Genomic DNA, 21,969 nt, shown 5'->3' with positions numbered 1-21,969 from the left:
GCAATGAGGAAGATGGATGAAAATCCATCTTCTTTTTTGTGCTTAAAAAGATAGAAAAGAAATAAGGTGGTTTGGCGGATGCCAAACTTCTGATTAGGGGTGACCTTGAGGTGGAGAAGGCTCTGGGTATAGAGCTTGGATCAGGCTGAGAGCGGTTGTCGAGATTTAGCGAACGGCCTTTATTTTTGAATTTCGACTTAATTGAGGTTCGTTCTGACTTAATTCGCTCTCATTTTGACTTGATTTTTCTTATTTAGACGTAATTAGGACCAGGAGATACCCAGCGTGGTATTCGCGGGACGCACTCATTAACGCTTCAAACCCCCTCACAACCCTCAAAATAGGAAGAAGATGGCCAGAGCCATCTTCCACCTCGGGATATTCTTCAGCAGAAGCTTCAAAATCGACCCCAAATGAACGCTAGCAGCTTGCTTCACCCATCAACTAAGCCAAAAGCCCACACAACCACCCCAGACCTCACCCACAAACCACTAATCAGCTCTCCCCAACAACCCAACACAACACAATTACGAGGTAAACTGCTTTTTATACGAGGTAACCCTGGATATATCCGTAAAACTTCATCATAATTCCGTAGATAAAATTTTTTATCAAATTTTCGACAACTACACCCACTAGCTAAATCTTAAAACTACACCAGCAACTAACTAACACACAACACACACACTAACCAACATTTCTCTACACAATATCCAACCATTTTTATGCTAAACTAAAAGATAAAAAACAATGGGGAGGCCATATATCATGAAGAATGTTCATTTTGATACATCCAGCGTGCATGCAAGTGGTCATAATAGTGTGAAGTCGGTAAGTAAGATCAATCCAATTTACCAAACATCAGCTTTTTCTTTTAACGATCTAGACGACCTAGAGGATTATTTTAGAGGAAAGAACGATTACTTATATACACGTATGAACAACCCCAACCAGAACGATTTTGCGAGTGGTGTCGCAAACCTCGAACAAGCTCCTGCTGGTGTTGTGACATCATCCGGTATGTCAGCCATTTTAGTTGGTATATTAGCAGTCGCACAAGTCGGTGATCATATTCTAGCATGCGATGATCTGTATGGCGGTACCTATCAGCTTCTTTCTGATGACCTCAAAAGTTTTGGAATTGAAACCACATTCGTTTCATTCAAGGACTTAAATGAGGTTAAAAGAAACATTAAAACCAACACGAAGCTCATTTATTCAGAATCCATAACAAATCCTTTATTGCGTGTAGAGGATCTAGAGGGACTTGTTGCTCTAGCAAAAGAACATAACCTTACGACGATGATAGATAATACATTCGCTACACCTTATGTACTTCAGCCATATACGAAAGGCGTCGATCTTGTTGTTCATAGTGCGACGAAATATTTAAATGGACATAGCGACGTGACAGCAGGTGTAGTAGTTGGAAAAGAAGAATTAATCGCAAAAGCTCAAGCAAAAATGATTCACCTTGGCTGTAATCTAGGACCGTTTGATGCGTGGCTCGCATCCAGAGGATTAAAGACGTTAAGCGTGCGAATGGAGCGTCATATCTCTAACGCAATCGAATTAGCTCGTCAACTAAAAGAAACAGATGGAATTAAGCAAGTATATTATCCAGAATACGTGAGCGAAAACGGGAACTCATCAATTGTTACAATCGAACTTGATGAAAATAGCAACGTGCATACGTTCTTTAAGTCATTGGATTGGGTTCATATCGTTCCAACGCTTGCTGGTGTAGAGACGACGGTATCATATCCACTCGGAACTTCACACCGTTCGCTACCAGCTGAAACATGCGAAAAATTGGGGATCAATAAAAATGTGATCCGAATTTCTGTAGGGATTGAAAATATTGGGGATATCGTAACTGTTTTTAAAGAAGCTGCCAAAAAAGCCCTGTTAAAATAGGGCTTTTGGGCTTTTTACTGTAATAAAAACGAATTGTTTCTTATTGTCGAAATGTGATATGATACCTGAGTGAAAGCGCTTCATCATATACATCAAGGGAGGCATAAAAATGAAGCCAAAACAAGAATTACATCGTGGGCTCGAAGAACGACATATCACACTTATGTCACTCGGGGCCGCTATTGGAGTGGGCTTATTTTTAGGGTCAGCTTCAGCAATTGAAATGGCGGGGCCAGCAATTTTATTAGCATATGCATTAGGTGGAGCCGTAATGTTTATCATTATGAGAGCTTTAGGAGAGATGGCAATTCATCAACCGGTTGCCGGATCGTTCAGCCGATATGCAAGAAACTATATTGGACCACTAGCTGGTTATTTAACAGGCTGGAACTATTGGTTTCTATGGATTGTAACATGTATGGCTGAGATAACAGCCGTAGGGATTTATATGAAGATGTGGTATCCAGATGTACCTGTTTGGATCTGGGCATTATCTGCACTTGTGATTATGGCGAGCATCAACTTGCTTGCGATTAAAGCATATGGAGAGTTTGAATTCTGGTTTGCACTTATCAAGATCGTTGCCATCGTATTGATGATAATAACTGGTTTAGGTATGATACTATTTGGTTTTGGTAACGGTGGAGTTGCTACAGGAATCAGTAACCTTTGGGAAAATGGTGGTTTCGCACCAAACGGCATACAGGGAATCCTCATGTCTATGCAGATGGTTATGTTTGCATTCTTAGGAATCGAGATGATCGGTGTTACAGCAGGTGAGGTAAAGAATCCTGAAAAATCTTTAGCAAGAGCTGTAAACTCTGTATTCTGGCGTATCCTCATTTTCTACGTAGGGGCATTATTCGTTATCATGTCCATCTACCCGTGGGATCAAATCGGAACGCAAGGAAGTCCGTTCGTGCTTACATTTGAAAAAATCGGTATCGGACAAGCTGCTGGTATCATTAACTTTGTCGTTCTAACTGCGGCATTATCAAGCTGTAACAGTGGAATATTCAGTACAGGACGCATGCTTTTTAACCTGGCTGAGCAAAAACAAGCACCAGCTAAACTTCATAAAGTAAGTAAGACGGGTGTACCATCTGTAGCTGTATTAGTTTCAGCTGGAGCACTTCTTATTGGAGTCGTGTTAAACTATCTTGTTCCTGAAAAAGTATTCGTGTGGGTAACAAGTATCTCAACATTCGGAGCGATTTGGACATGGTCCATCATCCTAGTGTCGCAGCTTAAGTTCCGTAGAAGCTTAAGTGAAGAAGAAAAGAAAACACTGAAATTTAAAGTTCCATTCTTTCCGTATGGATCATATATCGCATTAGCTATTCTAATCTTTGTTGTCGGGATCATGGCATACTTCCCAGATACACGTATCGCCTTGATCGTAGGACCGTGTTGGTTAATCTTATTAACAGCGATCTACTATTTAAAAGGGTTCAACAAACGCCCTGAAAATAACGATAAAGCAGCATAAAATAGAGGGCACTGGAAATAAATAAAATTTCTAGTGCCTAATATTTTTAAAACACTTGCATCATACTAAGAAACGTGATATATTAATAAATGTCCGAAACAGTTGTTATCTAAAACCAGAAGAAACAACATTTTATAACGTCGCGGGGTGGAGCAGTCTGGTAGCTCGTCGGGCTCATAACCCGAAGGTCGCAGGTTCAAATCCTGTCCCCGCAACCAATTTAAATTTCATGCACTACGTCGAAAAACGGCTTGCCATGAAATATCGGAAGTGCCCATTGGGTGCAACCAATTTTTATTTAAATAATAACTACATCTCAATTACATACAAGCTGGACCCGTGGTGTAGTGGTTAACATGCCTGCCTGTCACGCAGGAGATCGCCGGTTCGACCCCGGTCGGGTCCGCCACTTTTAAAAACGAAACAAGGTTTCGTGTTTTTTTATGTCTAAAAGTAAGTTAAACTAATATACAACTGTCACCTTAGGAGTTTTATTATAATCCTAAGGCTTTTTTATAATTTGAATTGTTTTTAAGTATATTCTTAGCTGATTGTTTGAGCTGTTGATTTCCGCTCCAGGTGCTTCGCTTTCCGTGGGGCAATCGGTGAGCCCCTTGCCGCTTCGCGCCCTTAAGGGTCTCACCTGACCGCTTGTCCCACAGGAGTCTCGCACCTTGCGCTCCAATCAACTTAATCAATGAAGTCTAGTAAAGTTAATAAAACTTAGTAAAGACCAGAGAGGAGCACATCTATGATTAAAGATGAATTTGAATGGATCAACAGCATCACGCCTCAGCACTTTTTTCAAAAAGAGGTTGTTCTAGGCATAGGTGATGACGCTGCTCTTTGGTCGGTGAACGAAGCGATGGATCAAATCGTTTGTGTGGACACTATGGTAGAAGGCGTTCATTTTACGAAGAATACTCTATCCCCTTATCAAACAGGCTTTAAAGCACTTGCTGTGAACGTAAGTGACGTTGCTGCGATGGGTGGTATTCCACAGTTCTATCTCGTCTCGATTGCGATTCCAGCTGAATGGTTTGAGGATGAGCTGCAAGAGATCTATCGTGGGATGGGCGAACTTGCAGAGAAATACAAAATGGATCTTATGGGCGGAGATACTGTTTCTACAAAAGGGCCGTTAGTATTAACAGTGACCGTTATTGGAAAAGTAGAAAAAGGAAGATCTCTATTAAGAAGTAATGCGAGTCCTGGCGATTCTGTATTTTTAACAGGAACAACGGGAGAATCAGCTGCAGGGCTCTCTGTTTTATTAGAAAAAACGAGACATGCTGCATTTGCGGTAAATGAAGAAAAATGGATACAGCAGCATCAAATGCCGGTTCCTCATATCCAGCAAGGAAGGCTTCTCGCAGGAAGTGGTTTTCGAATATCTTTGAACGATGTTAGTGACGGAGTGGCGAGCGAATTGAATGAGATCGCTGAAGCAAGTAACGTTTCTATTCATATAGAAAGAAACAGCCTACCTGTTAGTGAGTCCTTTAGAGATTTATCAGAGGCGGACGTGCTCAACCATCAGTTGTTTGGTGGAGAGGACTATGTGCTGGTTGGGACGGCGTCAGAAGAAGATTTTAAGGTGCTGTCAGATACATTCAAACAACATAGGCTGCCACTTTATGAAATCGGTAAAGTTGGAGAAGCTGGTAAGGCAGAAGTCTATCTTCACAAACAGGACGAGAAGCCTGAACTTCTCACGAAAAAAGGATTTAATCATTTTAGGGAAAGGTAAGGGGAAGTCATGAGTACTTATCAATACGAAACAAAGTCAGCGGAAGAAACGATGTCTTTTGCCGAAAAGCTAGGCTCCATTCTTCAAAAAGGAGATGTACTCACACTGGCTGGAGATCTTGGAGCGGGAAAGACGACTTTTACAAAAGGGCTCGCAAAGGGACTCGGGATCACCCGTACAGTGAACTCTCCTACTTTTACCATTATTAAAGAATATAGTGGCCGATTACCGCTTTATCATATGGATGTGTACCGGTTAGAAGACTCTGATGAAGATCTAGGATTTGACGAGTACTTTTCAGGAGAAGGCGTTTGTGTGGTCGAGTGGGCCGTATTTATAGAAGACTATTTACCAGAGGAAAGACTTGAACTCGTTATCTCACATAAAGGCGACGATGAGCGGGAGATTCAATTAAAACCTATCGGAAGCAGATACGAAGAACGCGTTAAGGAGATTATGTAATGAAAGTTCTTGCAATAGATACATCCAATCTTGTGATGGGGATCTCGGTATTGGATGAAGGAAAAGTGCTCGGTGAGTATATTACAAACTTAAAAAAGAATCATTCGATACGAGTGATGCCCGCGATTGAAGAAGTATTAAAAGAGACCGGCGTAAAGCCTGCGGAACTCGATCGCATCGTGGTTGCGAAAGGGCCAGGATCTTATACTGGTGTCAGAATCGGTGTAACGATCGCAAAGACACTTGCGTGGACGTTGAAAAAAGAACTCGTTGGGATCTCGAGCCTTGAAGTGCTCGCTCAGAGTGGGAAATATTTTGATGGCTATACCGTTCCGTTGTTCGATGCGCGCCGCACACAGCTCTTCACCGGGCTATACGGAAGAAATGATTCAGGTGAGTTTCAAAATCTTTGGGAAGACCAGATTATTTTATTAAAAGATTGGTTGGAAAAGCTTCAAACTCTAGATAAAAAGATATTATTTGTAGGCAGCGATTTACCTCTGCACCAAGAGACGATTCAGAACGTGTTAGGCGATCAAGCTGTTTTTGGACAAGTATCTGATCATAATCCTCGTCCAAGTGAACTCGGACGTATCGGTATGACGAGCGAACCGGTTGATATCCATTCGTTTACTCCAAGCTATCTTCAGTTGGCAGAAGCAGAAGTGAACTGGCTGAAGTCACAGGGGAAGTAGGGTGGATCTGATGGGAGAGCCTTATACATTCAGACTGGCAAAAGTAAGCGATATAGATGATATCCTTGGGATTGAGCAAGCGTCGTTTGCCGTTCCATGGTCCCGAGAAGCTTTTTATAGAGAAATAGTTGAGAACCAATTTGCTCAATACCTCGTTATCGAAGACTCCTTTCAGCCGGTCGGTTATTGCGGCATCTGGCTTGTTATGGATGAAGCACATGTTACGAACATCGCGATTCTTCCTTCATATAGAGGAAGAAAGCTAGGGGAGATGCTCATGAGAGAAGCGATTAAGCTCGCGAAGATGCATGGCGCTGTATCGATGACGCTAGAGGCACGCGTAAGTAATCATGTTGCACAGAATTTATATAAAAAACTAGGATTTGAAGCAGGCGGTATCCGGAAAAACTATTATAGCGATAATGGTGAAGATGCTTTAGTAATGTGGGTGGAATTATGAGAAAAGATGAATTGATATTAGCGATAGAAACAAGCTGTGATGAGACAGCAGTAGCGATAGTGAAGAACGGTACAGAACTGTTGGCAAACGTTGTCGCGTCACAAATCGAGAGTCATAAGCGATTTGGCGGCGTTGTCCCTGAAGTGGCGTCACGCCATCATGTGGAGGAAATTACGGTCGTGATCGAAGAAGCTTTGACACAAGCAGGATTAGAGCCCGCAGATCTTACGGCGGTTGCTGTAACAGAAGGTCCTGGACTTGTTGGAGCACTCTTAATCGGTGTTAACGCAGCAAAAGCGTTCGCCTTTGCACACAGCCTGCCGCTCGTTCCTGTGCATCATATCGCAGGACACATCTATGCAAACCGACTTGTAAAAGAAATGACGTTTCCACTGTTATCTCTTATCGTCTCAGGCGGGCATACAGAGCTTGTCCTGATGGAGGAACACGGTACGTTCAAAGTGATCGGTGAAACGAGAGACGACGCAGCTGGAGAAGCATACGATAAAGTAGCGCGAACGCTTAACATGCCATACCCAGGCGGCCCTCATATCGATAAGCTGGCACAAGAGGGAGAAGCAAACATCGACCTTCCTCGCGCTTGGCTAGAACCGAACTCACTTGATTTCAGCTTCAGCGGCTTGAAGTCAGCCGTGATCAACACGGTTCATAATGCCACACAGCGCGGAGAAGTGATCAAGCCAGAAGATCTAGCAGCGAGCTTCCAAGCAAGTGTTGTGGATGTACTTGTGGAAAAAACATACCGTGCCGCAGAGCAATATAACGTTAAACAAGTCCTCTTAGCCGGTGGAGTAGCGGCAAACAAAGGACTTCGTCATATGCTAGAAAACCGTTTTAATGGAACGAAGTATGATCTCGTCATTCCTCCGCTTCATTTATGCACAGATAATGCAGCCATGATTGGAGCTGCAGGAAGTGTGGCGTACCAAAAAGGAACACGTGGAGATATGGCATTAAACGGTGTACCAGGGTTAGATTTAGAAGCACAATAAGTAAAAAGCTCTTTTCCTTTAATGAGGAGAAGAGCTTTTTTAGTTATCGACGTAATTCGACACAAAAACCCTTCATTTTTGTGGAAAAGTTATACACAGGTTTGTGGATAATGTGGACAATGGTTTTGAAACATTTGAAATAAAGGGTTTGTGTTATACACAATTCACATCATGTATACACATGTTCGTGTGGATAACGTGGATAAGTCGTATATAAGTGTGATATTCACAGATTAATCTGTGGATAAAAATTATAGTTTACAAAGTTCGTGAGGTGTTTTTAAGAATATAATTATCGAATTGTGTGTAAAGTTATGAGTATTGTGCGTAAGTGATGTCGAAATGATTGTAACGTGTGTCGAAATGTGCGCAACCAACTAGAAAATGTGCGTAAAATGTGTAAAAGTGTGCGAATGCGTAATAAAAATAAAAACTCGTACCGTAAACGTAACACAACAAAAAAGCTGACATCCCCACATAAAGTAAGGATATCAGCTTTCAACTTAAGCATTCTGAAGTTCTTCCCATTCTTCCATCAACGTTTCCATCTCTTCGTTCAAAGTATCTAGCTGAGATTGGAATTCTTGCGTCTTTTCATAATCTTGAAAGACTTCGGGTTTACATAGCTCAGCTTCCGCAGAAGTGATCTTCGTTTCGAGTCCTTCAAGCAGACCCTCAATCTCCTCAATACGGCGCTGCCTTTTACGGTCAAGCTTCTTCGCTTCTTTATCGATTGAGTTCTTCGCACCGTTTCCTTGGCTGGAAGAAGAGGTGTTAACGGCATTCTCTGCTTTCTGGCGCGCAGCGATTTCTTCACGTGCTTTCATTTCATTTTTCTTTTCGGTGTAATAGTCATAGTCACCCAGATACTCAGTCATGCCTGTTGGTGCGAGTTCAACGACCTTTGTTGCGATACGGTTGATGAAATAACGGTCATGCGATACAAAAAGGATCGTACCAGGATAGTGGATCAGAGCCTGTTCAAGTATTTCTTTGCTGTCTAGATCCAAATGGTTCGTCGGCTCGTCCAGCAGAAGAAGGTTTCCTTTTTCCATCATAAGCTTCGCCAGGGCAAGACGTGCTTTTTGACCACCGCTTAGCTCTGTTACAAGCTTTAAAACATCATCACCGCTAAACAGGAACTGGCCAAGAATCGAACGAATCTCTTTTTCCGTCTTTTCCGGATAATCATCCCATAGCTCGTTTAACAAGGTCTTGCGTGAATGCAGATCCGCTTGTTCCTGATCATAGTGAGAAATCATGAGTCCGCTACCGTAATGTATATCGCCCGATATGAGCGGTAGCTGTTTACGTATCACTTTTAATAAAGTCGATTTCCCGATACCGTTCGGTCCAACGATTGCGACGCTGTCCTGACGGTTAACCGCTACCGATACGTTCTTGAATAACGGTTCGCCGTTTTCATACCCCGTACTCACGTTCTCTAGCTTCAGCACATCGTTCCCGCTTTGTCTCTCAATCTCAAAAGAAAAGCTAGCAGACTTTTCTGCACCAGCGGGACGCTCTTTCAACTCCATCTTCTCTAACTGTTTGCGACGACTCTGTGCACGTTTCGTAGTCGAAGCACGCACGATGTTGCGCTGAATAAAATCTTCTAACTTCGCAACTTGCTCTTGCTGCTTCTCAAACTCTTTCATCTCTTGAGCGAAGCGCTCCGCCTTTTGTTCTAGATAGCTAGAATAGTTACCTGTGAAACGGTACGATCGCTTTCGCGAAACCTCATAAACCGTCGTTACGATTTTATCGAGGAAATACCGGTCATGGGAGACGATTAAGATGCCGCCGGGATAACTCTGCAAATATTGCTCGAGCCACGTTAATGTTTTGATGTCTAAATGGTTTGTCGGCTCATCGAGAATAAGTAGATCTGGTTTTGTTAAAAGAAGCTTCGCGAGTGCGAGTCTCGTTTTTTGCCCACCACTCAATGTGTTGATCTTCGTATCGCGATCAAAGTCGGCAAACTGAAAACCATGAAGCACAGTACGAATCTCCGCTTCATATTGATAGCCGCCTTCATCTTTAAAAGTAACTTGCAGCGCATCATAGTCTTTCAGGAGACGTTCGTACTCCGCTTCATTCCCAATCACTTCAGGATCGCCCATACGCGCTTCCATCTCACGCAATTTTTTCTCTTTCTTGCGAAGGTCTTCAAACACAGAGAGCATCTCATTCCAGATCGATTCATCAGAATCCAGCCCGGCATCTTGAGCGAGATAGCCAGTCTTCACATCTTTTGGAATCATGACATGACCAGAATCATAGGAATACTCACCAGTAATCACGCGAAGCAGCGTAGATTTACCAGCACCGTTCCGCCCAACAAGCGCGATCCGCTCGCCTTTCTGAACCTCTAGTTTTATATTCGATAAAATAACGTCCGCGCCAAAAGACTTCGTAACGTCCTGAACTTGTAAAATAATCATTGTAATTTCACCTCTATGGAAAACGGGTGGTTATTTATTTGATAGACTTGTTTGTTGCTTTTGAAAAATGCTTCATTGATAAGTTGGTTGGAGCGCAAGGCACGAGACTCCTGTGTGACAAGCGGTCAGTTCTAAATGTAAAAGTGGCTCGTTCAGCCCCGACCAGCAAAAGTTGAATGGACTAGGAAGGCGCACTTTGCCTTCTTGTTCGTTTAACTTTTGACCTCGAGGGGCTAGCCACTGTAACTGGTCAGGTGAGACCCTTAATGGCGCAAAGCGGCAAGGGGCTCACCGCCTGCCCCGCGGAAAGCGAAGTGCCTGGAGCGGAAAACAACTACTTTCATAAGCAAGCTTTTATACAATCAGTCTTTAAATAAACAATTAAACCCTGTCTAACTAGTAGTTTAGCGTAGTTTGGAGATTCGCGCCAACAAAGGGAATGTTCAACATTTTGCAATAATTACAAGTAAAATTTTAACGACAATAAAAGCGGTTTCGTGTATATTCATCATGAGGAGGGGTTTTATGACAGAGTTTACCCATTTTAACGAAGAAGGCCGTGCACGCATGGTTGATATTTCGGAAAAAGAAACATCTCACCGAATAGCCGTAGCGGTAAGTGGGGTAACGGTTTCTGAAGAAGTCTTCCTTAAGATCAAAGAAAACGGATTTAAAAAAGGGGACGTTCTAGCCGTCGCACAAATCGCTGGAATCATGGCTGCGAAAAAGACCTCTGACTGGATTCCGATGTGTCATCCGTTATCACTGACTGGCGTTGATCTGTCTTTTTCATGGGATGAATTAGAGGACAACATGTTTAAATTAAATATCCAAGCTGAAGTGAAAACGAAAGGCAGCACCGGTGTAGAGATGGAGGCGTTAACAGCAGCTTCTGCAGCAGCGTTAACCGTCTATGATATGTGTAAAGCAGCGGATAAAGGAATGGTGATCGGACCTACATATCTCCAGTCGAAAACAGGAGGCAAGAATGGGGACTTTCTACGTTCTTCAAGCCCTGACAAAATATGATACAATAGGAATAGATAAGCTTTCTACACTTGGAGGGCTCCAAATATGAATCAAGATCAGTTAAAAATACCACACGCAACAGCAAAACGGCTGCCCTTGTATTATCGTTTTTTGAAAAACTTATCATCTTCCGGTAAACAAAGGGTGTCTTCTGCTGAATTAAGCGAAGCCGTTAAAGTAGATTCTGCAACGATTCGCAGAGATTTTTCTTACTTTGGCGCATTAGGCAAAAAAGGTTATGGCTACAATGTTAATTATCTGCTGTCGTTCTTCGCCAAGACGTTGAACCAAGATGAAACGACAACCGTAGCTTTAATCGGAGTAGGTAACTTAGGCACTGCCTTTTTACATTACAACTTCACCAAAAATAACAATACCAAAATAGAAGTCGCATTCGATGTAGACAAAGCTAAAATCGGCAGCGAAATTGCTGGAGTTCCGATCTATCACACAGAAGACATCGAACAAGAGCTTAAGAACCGCGGCATCGACGTTGCGATTCTGACCGTTCCAGTAGGAGCCGCTCAACCAATTGCGGATCAACTCGAGCGGGCAGGTGTTACAGGCATCTTAAACTTCACACCAGCACGATTGACCGTCTCACCAGAGATTCGTGTCCATCACATTGATTTAGCTGTTGAATTGCAATCACTTGTTTATTTTATGAAAAACTATTCTTAGAACAAGGAGGTAATCGTTATGTTAGGACCAGGAAGTATCGCGGTAATCGGACTTGCAGCTCTTGTTATGTTTGGACCGAAAAAACTGCCTGAACTTGGAAAGGCAGCGGGTAAAACGCTTCGTGAGTTCAAAAATGCAACAAAAGGCATGATGGACGAAGAAGATGACAAAAAGGAAAGCGAACAACTGAAGAAGTAAGGATGTTTGTCTATGACCTCTGAAAAAAATATGTCGCTATACGGTCACATTGGCGAATTACGAAAGCGCATCATGTGGGCGATTCTAGCTTTCTTCGTATTCTTGATCGCTGGATTTTTCTTAGCCAAGCCCGTAATCGTATATCTGCAAAGTGATCCAATTGCAAAGAACATTCAGATGAACGCTTTTCATCTAACCGATCCACTGAACGTGTACATGACGTTTGCCTTCTTCATAGGCCTCGTCCTATCGGCACCAGTGGTGTTGTACCAACTCTGGGCATTCATCAGCCCGGGGCTTTATGAGAACGAACGAAAAGTAACGCTCATGTACATCCCGATCGCATTTGTGCTCTTCTTAACGGGACTCGCATTTTCGTACTTTATTCTTTTTCCGTTCGTTGTCAGCTTTATGGGAAATGTCGCTGTGGCTTTAAGTGTCGAAGGAGAATACGGAATTCAGGAATACTTCTCATTCCTATTCAACATCACACTGCCGTTCGGACTGTTATTCCAGTTCCCGGTCTTGATCATGTTTCTGACTCGACTCGGAATCGTAACACCTGATTTCCTTAAAAGCATCCGAAAAGTAGCTTACTTTGGGATTTTAGTAGTAGCGGGTCTTATCACACCGCCAGAGTTGCTGTCTCACTTGATGGTTACGTTCCCGCTTATCCTGTTATACGAAATCAGCATCATCATTTCGAAGACAGCTTATAAAAAACGCATGAAAGCCGAAGTCGAAGCACTCGTAAAAGAACGAGAAGCCCAGACAGAAGCTATGTATCATGATTAAAAAGAGGATGACTCCACGCGGGGAATCCTCTTTTTTGTGTGGTTGGAGGGGTAGCTGCGGTATGGGATAGTGAGAGTGGACAGTAAAAATGGAGAAGTGGACAGTAAAAGTGAAAAAGTGGACAGTATTTCATCGGAAGTGGACAGTAAAACTCAAAAAGTGGACAGTATTTCCGTGAAAGTCGACCGTAAGCATCGTTTGAGGTGGCTAGCGGGCTACTCAGGTGCCTTCCGAAACGCCCAAAAAGCTTTAGTTTGACAATAATCTGTCGGATTCAAAGATTAATCTGTCCATTTCAGAGAATAATCTGTCCAATCTCACATCCATCATTGACCAGCCTCAAAAAGCACCATCGCCACATACACCTTCACAAACAAAAAAACTGCCTCCATCAGAAGCAGTTCCCCATATTATTTCTTCTTTTTTCTTTTCAAGTGACTGTTTAATGCAAAATAGCGGATGGCATTGGCGTAATCGAAGGTAGCTACGATCATCGTGATGATCGTCCAGAAGCTTGTCATGCCGTACTCGCTTGCGTAATGAACGGCTAAGTACGTAAAGACGACTCCGATCCCTAGATATAAAAATGCCATAAACAGTGGTGATGTCTTCATAATAGTCCTCCAATAATCAATTGCGCTGTTTCTAGCTGTTGTTCCATTTCTTTGATTTTATCGGCAAATAATACTTGAACGATCAAAACGAGCGTATTCATGGCAACGTGTGCTGCGATCGGTACGATAAGACGTTGGGTCCGAACATACAGAAAAGCGAACGTGAAGCCCATTGCCGTGTAGATTAATAAGTGTGTGAAGTCCGCATGAACAGCAGCAAAGATTAAAGAACTGATCAAAGCAGAGATAAAGAAATTAAAGCGTTTATGAAGAGAGCCGAAAATAATTTTTCGGAAGATGATCTCTTCTAGTATTGGCCCAACGATGGCCGTTACAATCATAAAATATTTAACGTTTTTCACGATTTCAACAAGTTGCTTCGTGTTCTCTGATCCAGGTTGAATGCCAAATACATTCATCTCGATCATGCTCGCGATAATTTGAGCGGCGTACGCCATGAAAATACCGATGATCGACCATAGTACGGCAGATCCTTTTGAGACGCGCTTAGAATTTCGGTGTCGTTCTCTCATTTCAGGGATTAGCATGTAAAGGATAATAAAAAGAGCCGCGATAAAGCTGAACGTTCCCCACATTCCAAAAAGTTGATTTCTAGGAACACCAAGTTCATTTAACAGTGGAACCCCAATGTAACCTGAGAATTGCATCACGATATATATGAAGATGATCCACCAATATTTTTTCTTCAAATTACCTTCTCCTTTACGTACAGCCCTAAAAATAATTACGTGTAATATCTCTTTATATGCTTACCCATTTTAACATAGAATAGGCAGGGCTCGCGAGGATATCGAATTTGCGGGTAATTGGATTTAAATTTGTATTTCTCACTTGCAAAATTTTTTAGTTTTATTTATTATTAGAAATGGAGTTAGCACTCACTAACAAAGAGTGCTAATAAGAAATCTTTTAACTATTTAAGGAGGGTGTTTCACTTGTTAAAGCCACTAGGTGACCGTATTATTATTGAGCTTGTAGAAGGTGAAGAAAAAACTGCAAGCGGCATTGTATTGCCAGATTCAGCAAAAGAAAAGCCTCAAGAAGGAAAAGTTGTTGCTGTAGGTACGGGCCGTGTAACGGATAACGGCGAGCGTATCTCTTTAGAAGTTTCTGAAGGTAACACGATTATTTTCTCAAAATACGCAGGTACAGAAGTTAAGTACCAAGGTAAAGAATTCTTGATTCTTCGTGAGTCTGACGTATTAGCGATCGTAGGCTAATCGTTAGGTAACTGGGAAGCTTCAATATTTTGAAGCTACATAAATCAAACATAAAGCATATGTAAGTCACTAACTTTTAAAATTAATGGGAGGGTTTTTACATGGCTAAAGATATTAAATTTAGTGAAGACGCACGCCGCTCAATGCTTCGTGGTGTTGATGCACTAGCGAACGCTGTAAAAGTAACACTTGGACCAAAAGGACGTAACGTTGTGCTTGAGAAGAAATTCGGTTCTCCTCTAATCACAAACGACGGTGTTACAATCGCAAAAGAAATCGAGCTTGAAGATGCATTCGAAAACATGGGTGCCAAGCTTGTAGCTGAAGTTGCGAGCAAAACGAACGACGTAGCAGGAGACGGAACGACAACTGCAACGGTTCTTGCTCAAGCGATGATCCGTGAAGGATTAAAGAACGTAACAAGCGGAGCAAACCCAATGGTACTTCGTAAAGGGATCGAAAAAGCAACGGCTGCTGCTGTTCAAGAATTAAAAGCGATCTCAAAACCAATCGAAGGCAAAGAGTCTATCGCACAAGTTGCCGCGATCTCTGCAGCTGACGAAGAAGTAGGACAATTGATTGCTGAAGCGATGGAGCGCGTTGGAAACGACGGCGTTATCACGATCGAAGAATCAAAAGGATTCACTACAGAGCTTGAAGTGGTTGAAGGTATGCAGTTCGACCGCGGATATGCATCTCCATACATGGTAACAAACTCTGACAAGATGGAAGCAGAGCTTGAGAACCCGTACATCCTTATCACAGATAAGAAGATTACGAACATCCAAGAAATCCTTCCAGTTCTTGAGCAAGTAGTTCAACAAGGGAAATCTCTATTGTTGATCGCTGAAGACGTTGAAGGTGAAGCACTTGCTACATTAGTAGTTAACAAGCTTCGCGGAACATTCAATGCAGTAGCTGTAAAAGCTCCTGGATTTGGTGACCGCCGTAAAGCAATGCTAGAAGACATCGCAGTACTAACTGGCGGTGAAGTGATCACAGAAGAGCTAGGTCTTGACCTTAAGACTGCGAACATCACGCAGCTTGGTACAGCTTCTAAAGTTGTGGTTACAAAAGAAAACACAACTATCGTAGAAGGTGCTGGAGATTCTGCTAAAATCGCAGCTCGTGTTAACCAAATCAAAGCACAACTCGAAGAAACAACTTCTGAGTTTGATAAAGAAAAATTACAAGAGCGCTTAGCGAAATTAGCGGGTGGAGTAGCAGTAATCAAAGTTGGTGCAGCTACAGAAACTGAGCTAAAAGAGCGCAAACTTCGTATCGAAGACGCACTTAACTCAACGCGTGCAGCGGTTGAAGAGGGTATCGTATCCGGTGGTGGTACAGCTCTAGTTAACGTGCTAAAAGCGATTGCTCAAGTAGAAGCAACAGGCGACGAGTTAACAGGTGTGAAACTAGTACTTCGTGCACTAGAAGAGCCAGTTCGTCAAATCGCACACAACGCAGGTCTTGAAGGATCTGTAGTGGTTGAGCGTCTGAAGAACGAAGAAATCGGAATTGGCTTCAACGCAGCAACTGGCGAGTGGGTAAACATGTTCGAATCAGGAATCGTTGACCCAACAAAAGTTACACGTTCAGCTCTACAAAACGCAGCATCAGTATCTGCAATGTTCCTAACAACAGAAGCAGTAATCGCGGATAAGCCAGAAGAAAACGCTGGCGGCGGAATGCCTGACATGTCCGGAATGGGCATGGGTGGAATGGGCGGCATGATGTAATCATCGCCCAAACCCCTTTTATATGAGGGTTTGATGAAAGTGTGGAGTGGAATGTTAACATATTGCTAACATTTCTCTCCTAAAATTAGAGGTTTCTCATGAGTTGTGCAAACTTGTGAGAAGCCTCTTTTTTCATTTCTTTTGTTACGTGCAGTTTGACGTTTTTTGTTGTGGTATCATCACAATGGCGGAACCGATCCATAATTTCTTCCAAACCTACCTTAGCTTCTGCTAACACTGATGTATGTGTATGGCGTTTTTAAATAGATTCAAGAGACTTTTACACTCCTTTTTAAGTCATTTTTAGATACTGAGTAAATAAAAGGTGGCTGTCCCCTCTGGATTATTGGTCTTAAGAAAATCTTATAAATAGCAGCAGCTTGCAAATTTAAGTGAAAGGCCAGCTAAAAAAGCAACCTTATTCTTAGCTCCGGTGGCGGGTAAGGATGAGTGTTGCTTTTTATTGGGAATATGACTGAAGAAACTGCTAATAAAAACAGAGTCCTACTAGACTCTGTTTTTATAAAGCTATGGATTTAACTAGTTCTTTAAACCTTGTGCTTTGTGCTAGCTTCGACAGCACTTGTATATTAGCTAAATCTACTGCTTTTAGAGCATTTTGTAATTTTGCATTTACTGCACGAGGGATGAATTGGGTTGCTAATTCCTTAAAGCGTTTAGAGCAAGATGTATACTGCAAGCGAGATTGAACATCACTATCAGACAGAAGTTCAACAAATACTAGAAATTGTGCCTCTCCGAAACGAGCAATTAAATCATCATAATATAACTTCGCAGAATCAGATACTCCGTGCCCATTGCCAATTCTACAAAGTATCAGTGTTTTTACATATTTGTACATAACTTCTGGAGGGATCTCTCCAGTAGGTGGAACATAAGCTGTTAATAATCTTGCATGAGAGGGTTCATTATGAAAGTTATTCCAACCATAATGAGCCGAACTTAATCCATCAAGTACCTGGTCCATATCAAGTGCTCGTTGTTCAATTGATAGAAAAGATAAACCCTCTACAATTGTAAGAAATTCATTGGCTAATTGCTTACGTTGAATGTCGGCATTTGCCGAAAACATAGCATATTTCATTCCTGCATCATATTTAGCATTCTTAGAGCTACAGTCCCATAAACAATCGACTATTAACTTTAAGTTATTTCTTACTTTTGCATCAAGAGTTGGATCGGTGTACATACCAAATACAGCACGCATTGAAGAATCTACTAATTCAATGGGAAGTCTCTGAATGCTTGCTTTAATAGGGGGTACATCAGTACTAGTTAAACTTACTGTTCTGAGGTTATGAAGAAGTCTTTTAACTTCTAGGACAGGACCCTCTGGTTCCTTTGCAAGAACTTCTTTAATACAAGTTTGTAACCAACTCGCAAGTTGTAAACCATCTAAGTCGTTATGATTGGGATGAGCAGCACTCGCGTGGTTTCTCATGTCCCTAATATAATCCATGTGCTTATAGCCAAGTTCAGTAAGTATACCTGTATCCTTACAACCTTTCACTAATTCCCATTCGTCTAATTTATTTAAATCATCTTCAGATTTAATAGTAGCTCTTCTTTTAGCGTCACTTATAACACTATCTAAAAAGTAATCCATATCGAAATGAACAACTTTTTTTCGAAGATTTACAACTACTTCGTTCCAAATCATATTTAAAGCAGCGTTAAATAATCCTGCACCACACGCGGCAATAAATTGTGAAAGATACATAGAATGTTCCCTAATTTCTGGAGGGACTTTTTCCATTATTGCGGGTAAATTATTTATTACCTGACGTCGTTCAGTCGATGATACTAAAACCTCTTCAGTTGGTAAACCTAGATATTCCAGAAAGGAATGTAGTCCCTCTGAAAATTTATCAACTCCTGTGACAATCTTGTTTTCCGGTGTAATAGCTACAGCTTGCTGTGTTTGCTGTTGCACTTCTCCACTTGACATGTTAACGCCTCACAATCCTTCTGGTTATTACAATATTATACAATATTATAATGTTCTTTACTACGAACAAACCTTCATTTGTTAATTAGCACGTGAAGTTTCAACAATTCTCTTTAATGGTTGAAAAAATAATGGGAAATAGTGATAACTGAATTACACTCGACACAGCAGCAACTTGTAAATATTACAGGCCTAAGAAAGTAGCAATCTTCATCTTTTCCACCTTGTCAGGTGAATGAGGTTGAATTGCCCTTTTTATAGAATATCTGAAAAATTTGTCCATTAAAGGTATCAAAGATGAATTTGAGTACATTAGAAGAATAATTACTTCTTTTTCATATTTATTGTATAATTGTGCTAAATAAATACCATTTTTTTCTTGGGATTAATATTAAAAAGAAATATAAGGAGTGGTGATAATTATGGCACGCAAAAGTAATACTGAAAGAGAAGCTATTTTAGTAGAAAGTTTTGATATATTGAAAGATAATATTGAAGAACATGCAAATAAACTTACTGAAATTATTGGTAAAATATCAGCAATTAATTTAGATTTAGCTGTAGAAATGTGGAAATATATTCTTCGAAATTCACATTCATTAATAAAAGAAGACGGATACAGGTATACAGGTAGTGTTATTTACAATATTGAACAAAAACAAGGATATGAAAAGATTGTAAATATACTTAAAGAAAATGATGATATTGTTGATATATGTTTTGGACTTTCTAATGATGTTTACCACTATATAATATCCGAAGCAATTAAATTTGGGGAATTTGAATTAGCTGATCGTATGCTAGAGCTAATAAAAACAAACAAATATAAAGATAATAGCTTCGCAGACAATCTAGAAGAAGTATGTGAGTCTTTTGTAAGTGATTTTGAGGATATTCACTCTTTTGACGAGGACTGGGATGATAGAGACGAACATGATAAAAAGGTGGAAATAGCTAGTAATGGTAGTGCTATGCTCTTAAAATGGGTTAAAACTATTAAAGATAAGGAACAAAAAGCTCGTCTTAATGTAACGTTGATTGACTATGTATAATTCCCTTCAACAAACCATACTAAAGCTAAGTGATGAATTTCTGTTAGAGGCGAAAAACTCACCACAACTGCTTGCTGATATGGCTGCTATGGAGTCATATATGGCTGAGAGCTATGGTGAACGTGTTTTTATAGAAATGCTTCAAAACGCTGATGACGCTAATGCAACTTCATTTTGTGTATATGAATCGAAAGGACATGTATTTATCGCAAATAATGGAAAACCTTTTGATGATGCAGATGTTATGAGTATTTGCAGGTCTGGAGCGAGTGAGAAGAAACGAGGGGATACAATAGGATACAGAGGTGTTGGGTTTAAGAGTACAACATATCTTTCAACGAATATATATATTCATTCAACCGATTGTACGTTTACCTTTTCAAAAAGTCTAGCTGCAGAAAACCTAGGTGGAGTAGAAGAAAGAAAAGTACCTACTATTAGAATTCCCTTTTTAGTGGAATCATTGGATTTTGAAATAAAAGAAATTATAAATTATCTAAAACAAAAAGGATTTACAACTATATTTGTATTTTGCAATGCCAATTTTTCGACCTTATTACAAGAAGTACAGGCAGTAACTGCTGATTACTTCTTGTTCTTACGTCGTATAAGCAATGTAATTATAGATGTGAAGGGAAATCATTTTAAAGGCAATGTACTACGAAGTCCCAGACGTATTGAGATTCAGTTCAAGAATAGAAAATCTATGTGGCGAATATTAAGTAACAACAATACTCAAATTGCATTGGCTTTAAATGAGAAACAAGAAATTATCCCTTGTCGTAAGGAAGAAGCTGTTTTCCATTGTTATTTACCGACTTATGAACCAAGTCCCTATTTATTTAAAATAAATAGTGATTTTTCTACTGATCCAAGTAGAAAGCATATAACATTAGATGAACGGACAGAAGAAGCACTTTTATCAAGTGTTAGTTTGTTATTTGAAGCTGTTAAGGAAGGTATTAATTCAAGTGACTCGAATTTATCTAATGTCCTTTCGATTGTTATGCAAAAAAATACATTCTCAAACATAGCTCAGTTTACTGAAAAGCAATTTCAAGGACTGCTACAGTCTAGTTGGTTAGAGATGCAAGATGGCCGTTCAATAGCTCCAAAAGATTATATAAAAAAGCCTAGTTTTTTGGATGATGCCGAGTGGAATTGGATACGTCAACATACACCACTTAAACAAACTTTACCCAAAATCCATCCTGAAGCATTAAGTATTTTAGATAGTTTTATTAGGCAATATGCGAAAGAATCCTATGCAATTAAAGACTGGATTACTATGCTATCTGATGTGGAATTTGTTGGGGGAATACCAAATTTAATTTTAATTAAGTTGTACTCAAACTTAATTAAGCAAATCCGTAATAAAATTATAATTACACATGAAGAATTTAGTATAAGTAGTTGTTACTTCAAGAAAAATAATGCTCTGATTAGTATATCGAACGCTTCTAAAGAAGAGCTATATATGCTGTTATTAGAAATTAAATCACATTTAACTTCTAGTGAGATTGAATGGTATATTAAATTTAATAATCTTGAAACTATTGAGCGCAAAGATTCAATTAATTCAAGTCTATCTTTATCTGATTTTGGAAGCAATAAAACCACATTTAATTTTTGTGAAACTAATCATGGGCAAGAAAGTCGCTTTTCAAAACAAACAAGTGAAATATCACGAATTAAAAAATCTATTACACGTTGGCGAGCTGCGGAAAATCAATGCGTAGAGTTTGAAGAAATGCAGGGTAATAAGGCTAAAGATGTTAGTAAACAAAACTTAGGATATGATGTCCTTAGCGTGACACGAGATAATCAGGAACGGTATATAGAGGTAAAGTCTATAAAAAGTCGTGGAGATAAAATTTCAATGACTAATAACGAATACACTGCTGCACATATAAATGCTGACAGTTATTTTCTTTGTATTATTTATGAAGAGAATAAAAACATAGTTTTTGAGTATATCCAAAATCCATTGGAGAAATTAAAACTAGAAAAAGTAGTGCGCCAATGGGAATGGATTTGTGAGGAATACGAGGGGCATGTATTCAGAGTAAGTAATGATTAACAAGTGAAAGTTGATTCTAATAGGTCTGGAAGAGGGGTAATTGTGTGAACAACGCTTACAAATTAAAATGCTAATATTTTGTTAACGCAATCAAGAGTAAATAAAGTAAAATTTCGTTAAAGATGTGTTAGAAAGAATTTAGTGAAAACTTGATATACCCATACTTTTTTGTACTGCTCATTAACGATATTAAACTCTCAAAGCTTACGGGCGATATGATGTAATATGCCACTTCCAACCCTTGATTAATAAGGGTGAGTGAAATGCAAACATTTTGCTAACCCAGAAAAACAATATATAGAAGCTACTCATAAGTTGAACTGAACTGTAACCCGAATAAT

19 protein-coding genes and 2 tRNA genes are annotated in these 21,969 nt (G+C 40.3%); 17 read left to right on the top strand and 4 right to left on the bottom strand.

The genetic code is table 11. The features are described 5' to 3' along the window. Positions 1 to 768: 768 nt before the first annotated feature. The 9 genes from P4V41_RS10410 to tsaD all read left to right on the top strand — a co-directional run bounded on the left by P4V41_RS10410 (position 769) and on the right by tsaD (position 7,786). Positions 769 to 1,917, top strand: a complete 1,149-nt coding sequence (locus P4V41_RS10410) for a PLP-dependent aspartate aminotransferase family protein (RefSeq protein WP_328084784.1) — start codon at positions 769 to 771, stop codon at positions 1,915 to 1,917. A 109-nt stretch (positions 1,918 to 2,026) separates the two neighbouring features. Then, positions 2,027 to 3,406 carry an amino acid permease gene (locus P4V41_RS10405; RefSeq protein ID WP_328084783.1) on the top strand — a complete coding sequence of 460 codons (1,380 nt, stop codon included), beginning with the start codon at positions 2,027 to 2,029 and terminating at the stop codon, positions 3,404 to 3,406. Positions 3,407 to 3,547: 141 nt separating this feature from the next. Continuing rightward, a tRNA-Met gene (locus P4V41_RS10400) sits at positions 3,548 to 3,624 on the top strand. A 115-nt stretch (positions 3,625 to 3,739) separates the two neighbouring features. After that, positions 3,740 to 3,815 (top strand) — tRNA-Asp (locus tag P4V41_RS10395). A 342-nt stretch (positions 3,816 to 4,157) separates the two neighbouring features. Next, positions 4,158 to 5,156: a thiamine-phosphate kinase gene (gene thiL, locus P4V41_RS10390; RefSeq protein WP_328084782.1), complete on the top strand. Its 999-nt coding sequence runs from the start codon at positions 4,158 to 4,160 to the stop codon at positions 5,154 to 5,156. Positions 5,157 to 5,165: 9 nt separating this feature from the next. Continuing rightward, positions 5,166 to 5,618 (top strand): tRNA (adenosine(37)-N6)-threonylcarbamoyltransferase complex ATPase subunit type 1 TsaE, encoded by a 453-nt coding sequence (gene tsaE, locus P4V41_RS10385; protein ID WP_328084781.1) that lies wholly within the window; start codon positions 5,166 to 5,168, stop codon positions 5,616 to 5,618. Further along, the gene (tsaB, locus tag P4V41_RS10380; protein WP_328084780.1) at positions 5,618 to 6,313 is read left to right on the top strand and encodes a tRNA (adenosine(37)-N6)-threonylcarbamoyltransferase complex dimerization subunit type 1 TsaB; all 696 of its coding nucleotides are present in this window, start codon (positions 5,618 to 5,620) and stop codon (positions 6,311 to 6,313) included. The genes tsaE and tsaB overlap by 1 nt, the downstream gene beginning before the upstream one ends. A 10-nt stretch (positions 6,314 to 6,323) precedes the next feature. Then, positions 6,324 to 6,773 carry a ribosomal protein S18-alanine N-acetyltransferase gene (gene rimI, locus P4V41_RS10375; protein WP_328084779.1) on the top strand — a complete coding sequence of 150 codons (450 nt, stop codon included), beginning with the start codon at positions 6,324 to 6,326 and terminating at the stop codon, positions 6,771 to 6,773. After that, positions 6,770 to 7,786, top strand: a complete 1,017-nt coding sequence (gene tsaD / locus P4V41_RS10370; protein WP_328084778.1) for a tRNA (adenosine(37)-N6)-threonylcarbamoyltransferase complex transferase subunit TsaD — start codon at positions 6,770 to 6,772, stop codon at positions 7,784 to 7,786. The genes rimI and tsaD overlap by 4 nt, the downstream gene beginning before the upstream one ends. 503 nt (positions 7,787 to 8,289) lie before the next feature. Here tsaD and P4V41_RS10365 read toward each other — a convergent pair. Further along, positions 8,290 to 10,230 carry an ABC-F family ATP-binding cassette domain-containing protein gene (locus P4V41_RS10365; protein ID WP_328084777.1) on the bottom strand — a complete coding sequence of 647 codons (1,941 nt, stop codon included), beginning with the start codon at positions 10,228 to 10,230 and terminating at the stop codon, positions 8,290 to 8,292. A gap of 525 nt (positions 10,231 to 10,755) precedes the next feature. Here P4V41_RS10365 and moaC point away from each other — a divergent pair. Genes moaC through tatC form a run of 4 tightly spaced genes read left to right on the top strand, consistent with a single transcriptional unit; the run spans position 10,756 to position 12,933 of the window. Further along, entirely contained in the window at positions 10,756 to 11,259 is a 504-nt protein-coding gene (moaC, locus tag P4V41_RS10360) for a cyclic pyranopterin monophosphate synthase MoaC (protein WP_328084776.1), read from the top strand. Between the two features lie 45 nt (positions 11,260 to 11,304). Continuing rightward, a complete protein-coding gene (locus P4V41_RS10355; protein ID WP_144704923.1) occupies positions 11,305 to 11,940 on the top strand; it encodes a redox-sensing transcriptional repressor Rex in 636 nt (211 codons plus the stop codon). An 18-nt stretch (positions 11,941 to 11,958) separates the two neighbouring features. Continuing rightward, complete coding sequence (locus P4V41_RS10350; protein WP_118156255.1) at positions 11,959 to 12,138, top strand: twin-arginine translocase TatA/TatE family subunit; 180 nt, start codon at positions 11,959 to 11,961, stop codon at positions 12,136 to 12,138. 12 nt (positions 12,139 to 12,150) lie between these two features. Beyond that, positions 12,151 to 12,933: a twin-arginine translocase subunit TatC gene (gene tatC / locus P4V41_RS10345; protein ID WP_328084775.1), complete on the top strand. Its 783-nt coding sequence runs from the start codon at positions 12,151 to 12,153 to the stop codon at positions 12,931 to 12,933. Between the two features lie 410 nt (positions 12,934 to 13,343). On the opposite strand, the gene P4V41_RS10340 is transcribed toward tatC, so the two are convergent. Both P4V41_RS10340 and P4V41_RS10335 read right to left on the bottom strand, forming a co-directional pair. Further along, positions 13,344 to 13,547 carry a YdiK family protein gene (locus P4V41_RS10340; RefSeq protein WP_197134599.1) on the bottom strand — a complete coding sequence of 68 codons (204 nt, stop codon included), beginning with the start codon at positions 13,545 to 13,547 and terminating at the stop codon, positions 13,344 to 13,346. Then, positions 13,544 to 14,257, bottom strand: a complete 714-nt coding sequence (locus tag P4V41_RS10335) for a type II CAAX endopeptidase family protein (RefSeq protein WP_328084774.1) — start codon at positions 14,255 to 14,257, stop codon at positions 13,544 to 13,546. The genes P4V41_RS10340 and P4V41_RS10335 overlap by 4 nt, the downstream gene beginning before the upstream one ends. A 246-nt stretch (positions 14,258 to 14,503) precedes the next feature. Here P4V41_RS10335 and groES point away from each other — a divergent pair, with 246 nt between their 5' ends. Both groES and groL read left to right on the top strand, forming a co-directional pair. After that, the gene (groES, locus tag P4V41_RS10330; RefSeq protein WP_137792218.1) at positions 14,504 to 14,788 is read left to right on the top strand and encodes a co-chaperone GroES; all 285 of its coding nucleotides are present in this window, start codon (positions 14,504 to 14,506) and stop codon (positions 14,786 to 14,788) included. Positions 14,789 to 14,889: 101 nt separating this feature from the next. Next, positions 14,890 to 16,527 carry a chaperonin GroEL gene (gene groL, locus P4V41_RS10325; RefSeq protein ID WP_328084772.1) on the top strand — a complete coding sequence of 546 codons (1,638 nt, stop codon included), beginning with the start codon at positions 14,890 to 14,892 and terminating at the stop codon, positions 16,525 to 16,527. 520 nt (positions 16,528 to 17,047) lie between these two features. Here the strand turns inward: groL and P4V41_RS10320 are convergent. Continuing rightward, positions 17,048 to 18,496: a hypothetical protein gene (locus tag P4V41_RS10320; protein WP_328084770.1), complete on the bottom strand. Its 1,449-nt coding sequence runs from the start codon at positions 18,494 to 18,496 to the stop codon at positions 17,048 to 17,050. 422 nt (positions 18,497 to 18,918) lie between these two features. On the opposite strand from P4V41_RS10320, the gene P4V41_RS10315 reads away from it, so the two are divergent. Together P4V41_RS10315 and P4V41_RS10310 are read left to right on the top strand one after the other, a co-directional pair. Then, the gene (locus tag P4V41_RS10315) at positions 18,919 to 19,548 is read left to right on the top strand and encodes a hypothetical protein (RefSeq protein ID WP_328084768.1); all 630 of its coding nucleotides are present in this window, start codon (positions 18,919 to 18,921) and stop codon (positions 19,546 to 19,548) included. A 100-nt stretch (positions 19,549 to 19,648) separates the two neighbouring features. After that, complete coding sequence (locus P4V41_RS10310) at positions 19,649 to 21,628, top strand: DUF3883 domain-containing protein (protein WP_328084767.1); 1,980 nt, start codon at positions 19,649 to 19,651, stop codon at positions 21,626 to 21,628. Positions 21,629 to 21,969: the final 341 nt, after the last annotated feature.

The organism is Fictibacillus nanhaiensis, assembly GCF_036213205.1.
Taxonomy (GTDB): domain Bacteria; phylum Bacillota; class Bacilli; order Bacillales; family Fictibacillaceae; genus Fictibacillus; species Fictibacillus nanhaiensis_E.
The sequence above is the reverse complement of the archived record's forward strand: the minus strand, read 5'-3'. Positions and strand labels throughout refer to the sequence as shown.

Bases quoted from the DNA above. Each gene is read 5' to 3' on its own strand.
- P4V41_RS10365 (WP_328084777.1), bottom strand. From the start codon at position 10,230: ATGATTATTTTACAAGTTCAGGACGTTACGAAGTCTTTTGGCGCGGAC.
- P4V41_RS10340 (WP_197134599.1), bottom strand. From the start codon at position 13,547: ATGAAGACATCACCACTGTTTATGGCATTTTTATATCTAGGGATCGGA.
- thiL (WP_328084782.1), top strand. From the start codon at position 4,158: ATGATTAAAGATGAATTTGAATGGATCAACAGCATCACGCCTCAGCAC.
- P4V41_RS10315 (WP_328084768.1), top strand. From the start codon at position 18,919: ATGGCACGCAAAAGTAATACTGAAAGAGAAGCTATTTTAGTAGAAAGT.
- P4V41_RS10410 (WP_328084784.1), top strand. From the start codon at position 769: ATGAAGAATGTTCATTTTGATACATCCAGCGTGCATGCAAGTGGTCAT.
- tatC (WP_328084775.1), top strand. From the start codon at position 12,151: ATGACCTCTGAAAAAAATATGTCGCTATACGGTCACATTGGCGAATTA.
- rimI (WP_328084779.1), top strand. From the start codon at position 6,324: ATGGGAGAGCCTTATACATTCAGACTGGCAAAAGTAAGCGATATAGAT.
- tsaD (WP_328084778.1), top strand. From the start codon at position 6,770: ATGAGAAAAGATGAATTGATATTAGCGATAGAAACAAGCTGTGATGAG.
- moaC (WP_328084776.1), top strand. From the start codon at position 10,756: ATGACAGAGTTTACCCATTTTAACGAAGAAGGCCGTGCACGCATGGTT.
- P4V41_RS10350 (WP_118156255.1), top strand. From the start codon at position 11,959: ATGTTAGGACCAGGAAGTATCGCGGTAATCGGACTTGCAGCTCTTGTT.
- groL (WP_328084772.1), top strand. From the start codon at position 14,890: ATGGCTAAAGATATTAAATTTAGTGAAGACGCACGCCGCTCAATGCTT.
- P4V41_RS10355 (WP_144704923.1), top strand. From the start codon at position 11,305: ATGAATCAAGATCAGTTAAAAATACCACACGCAACAGCAAAACGGCTG.
- P4V41_RS10320 (WP_328084770.1), bottom strand. From the start codon at position 18,496: ATGTCAAGTGGAGAAGTGCAACAGCAAACACAGCAAGCTGTAGCTATT.
- P4V41_RS10405 (WP_328084783.1), top strand. From the start codon at position 2,027: ATGAAGCCAAAACAAGAATTACATCGTGGGCTCGAAGAACGACATATC.
- tsaB (WP_328084780.1), top strand. From the start codon at position 5,618: ATGAAAGTTCTTGCAATAGATACATCCAATCTTGTGATGGGGATCTCG.
- P4V41_RS10310 (WP_328084767.1), top strand. From the start codon at position 19,649: ATGGCTGAGAGCTATGGTGAACGTGTTTTTATAGAAATGCTTCAAAAC.
- tsaE (WP_328084781.1), top strand. From the start codon at position 5,166: ATGAGTACTTATCAATACGAAACAAAGTCAGCGGAAGAAACGATGTCT.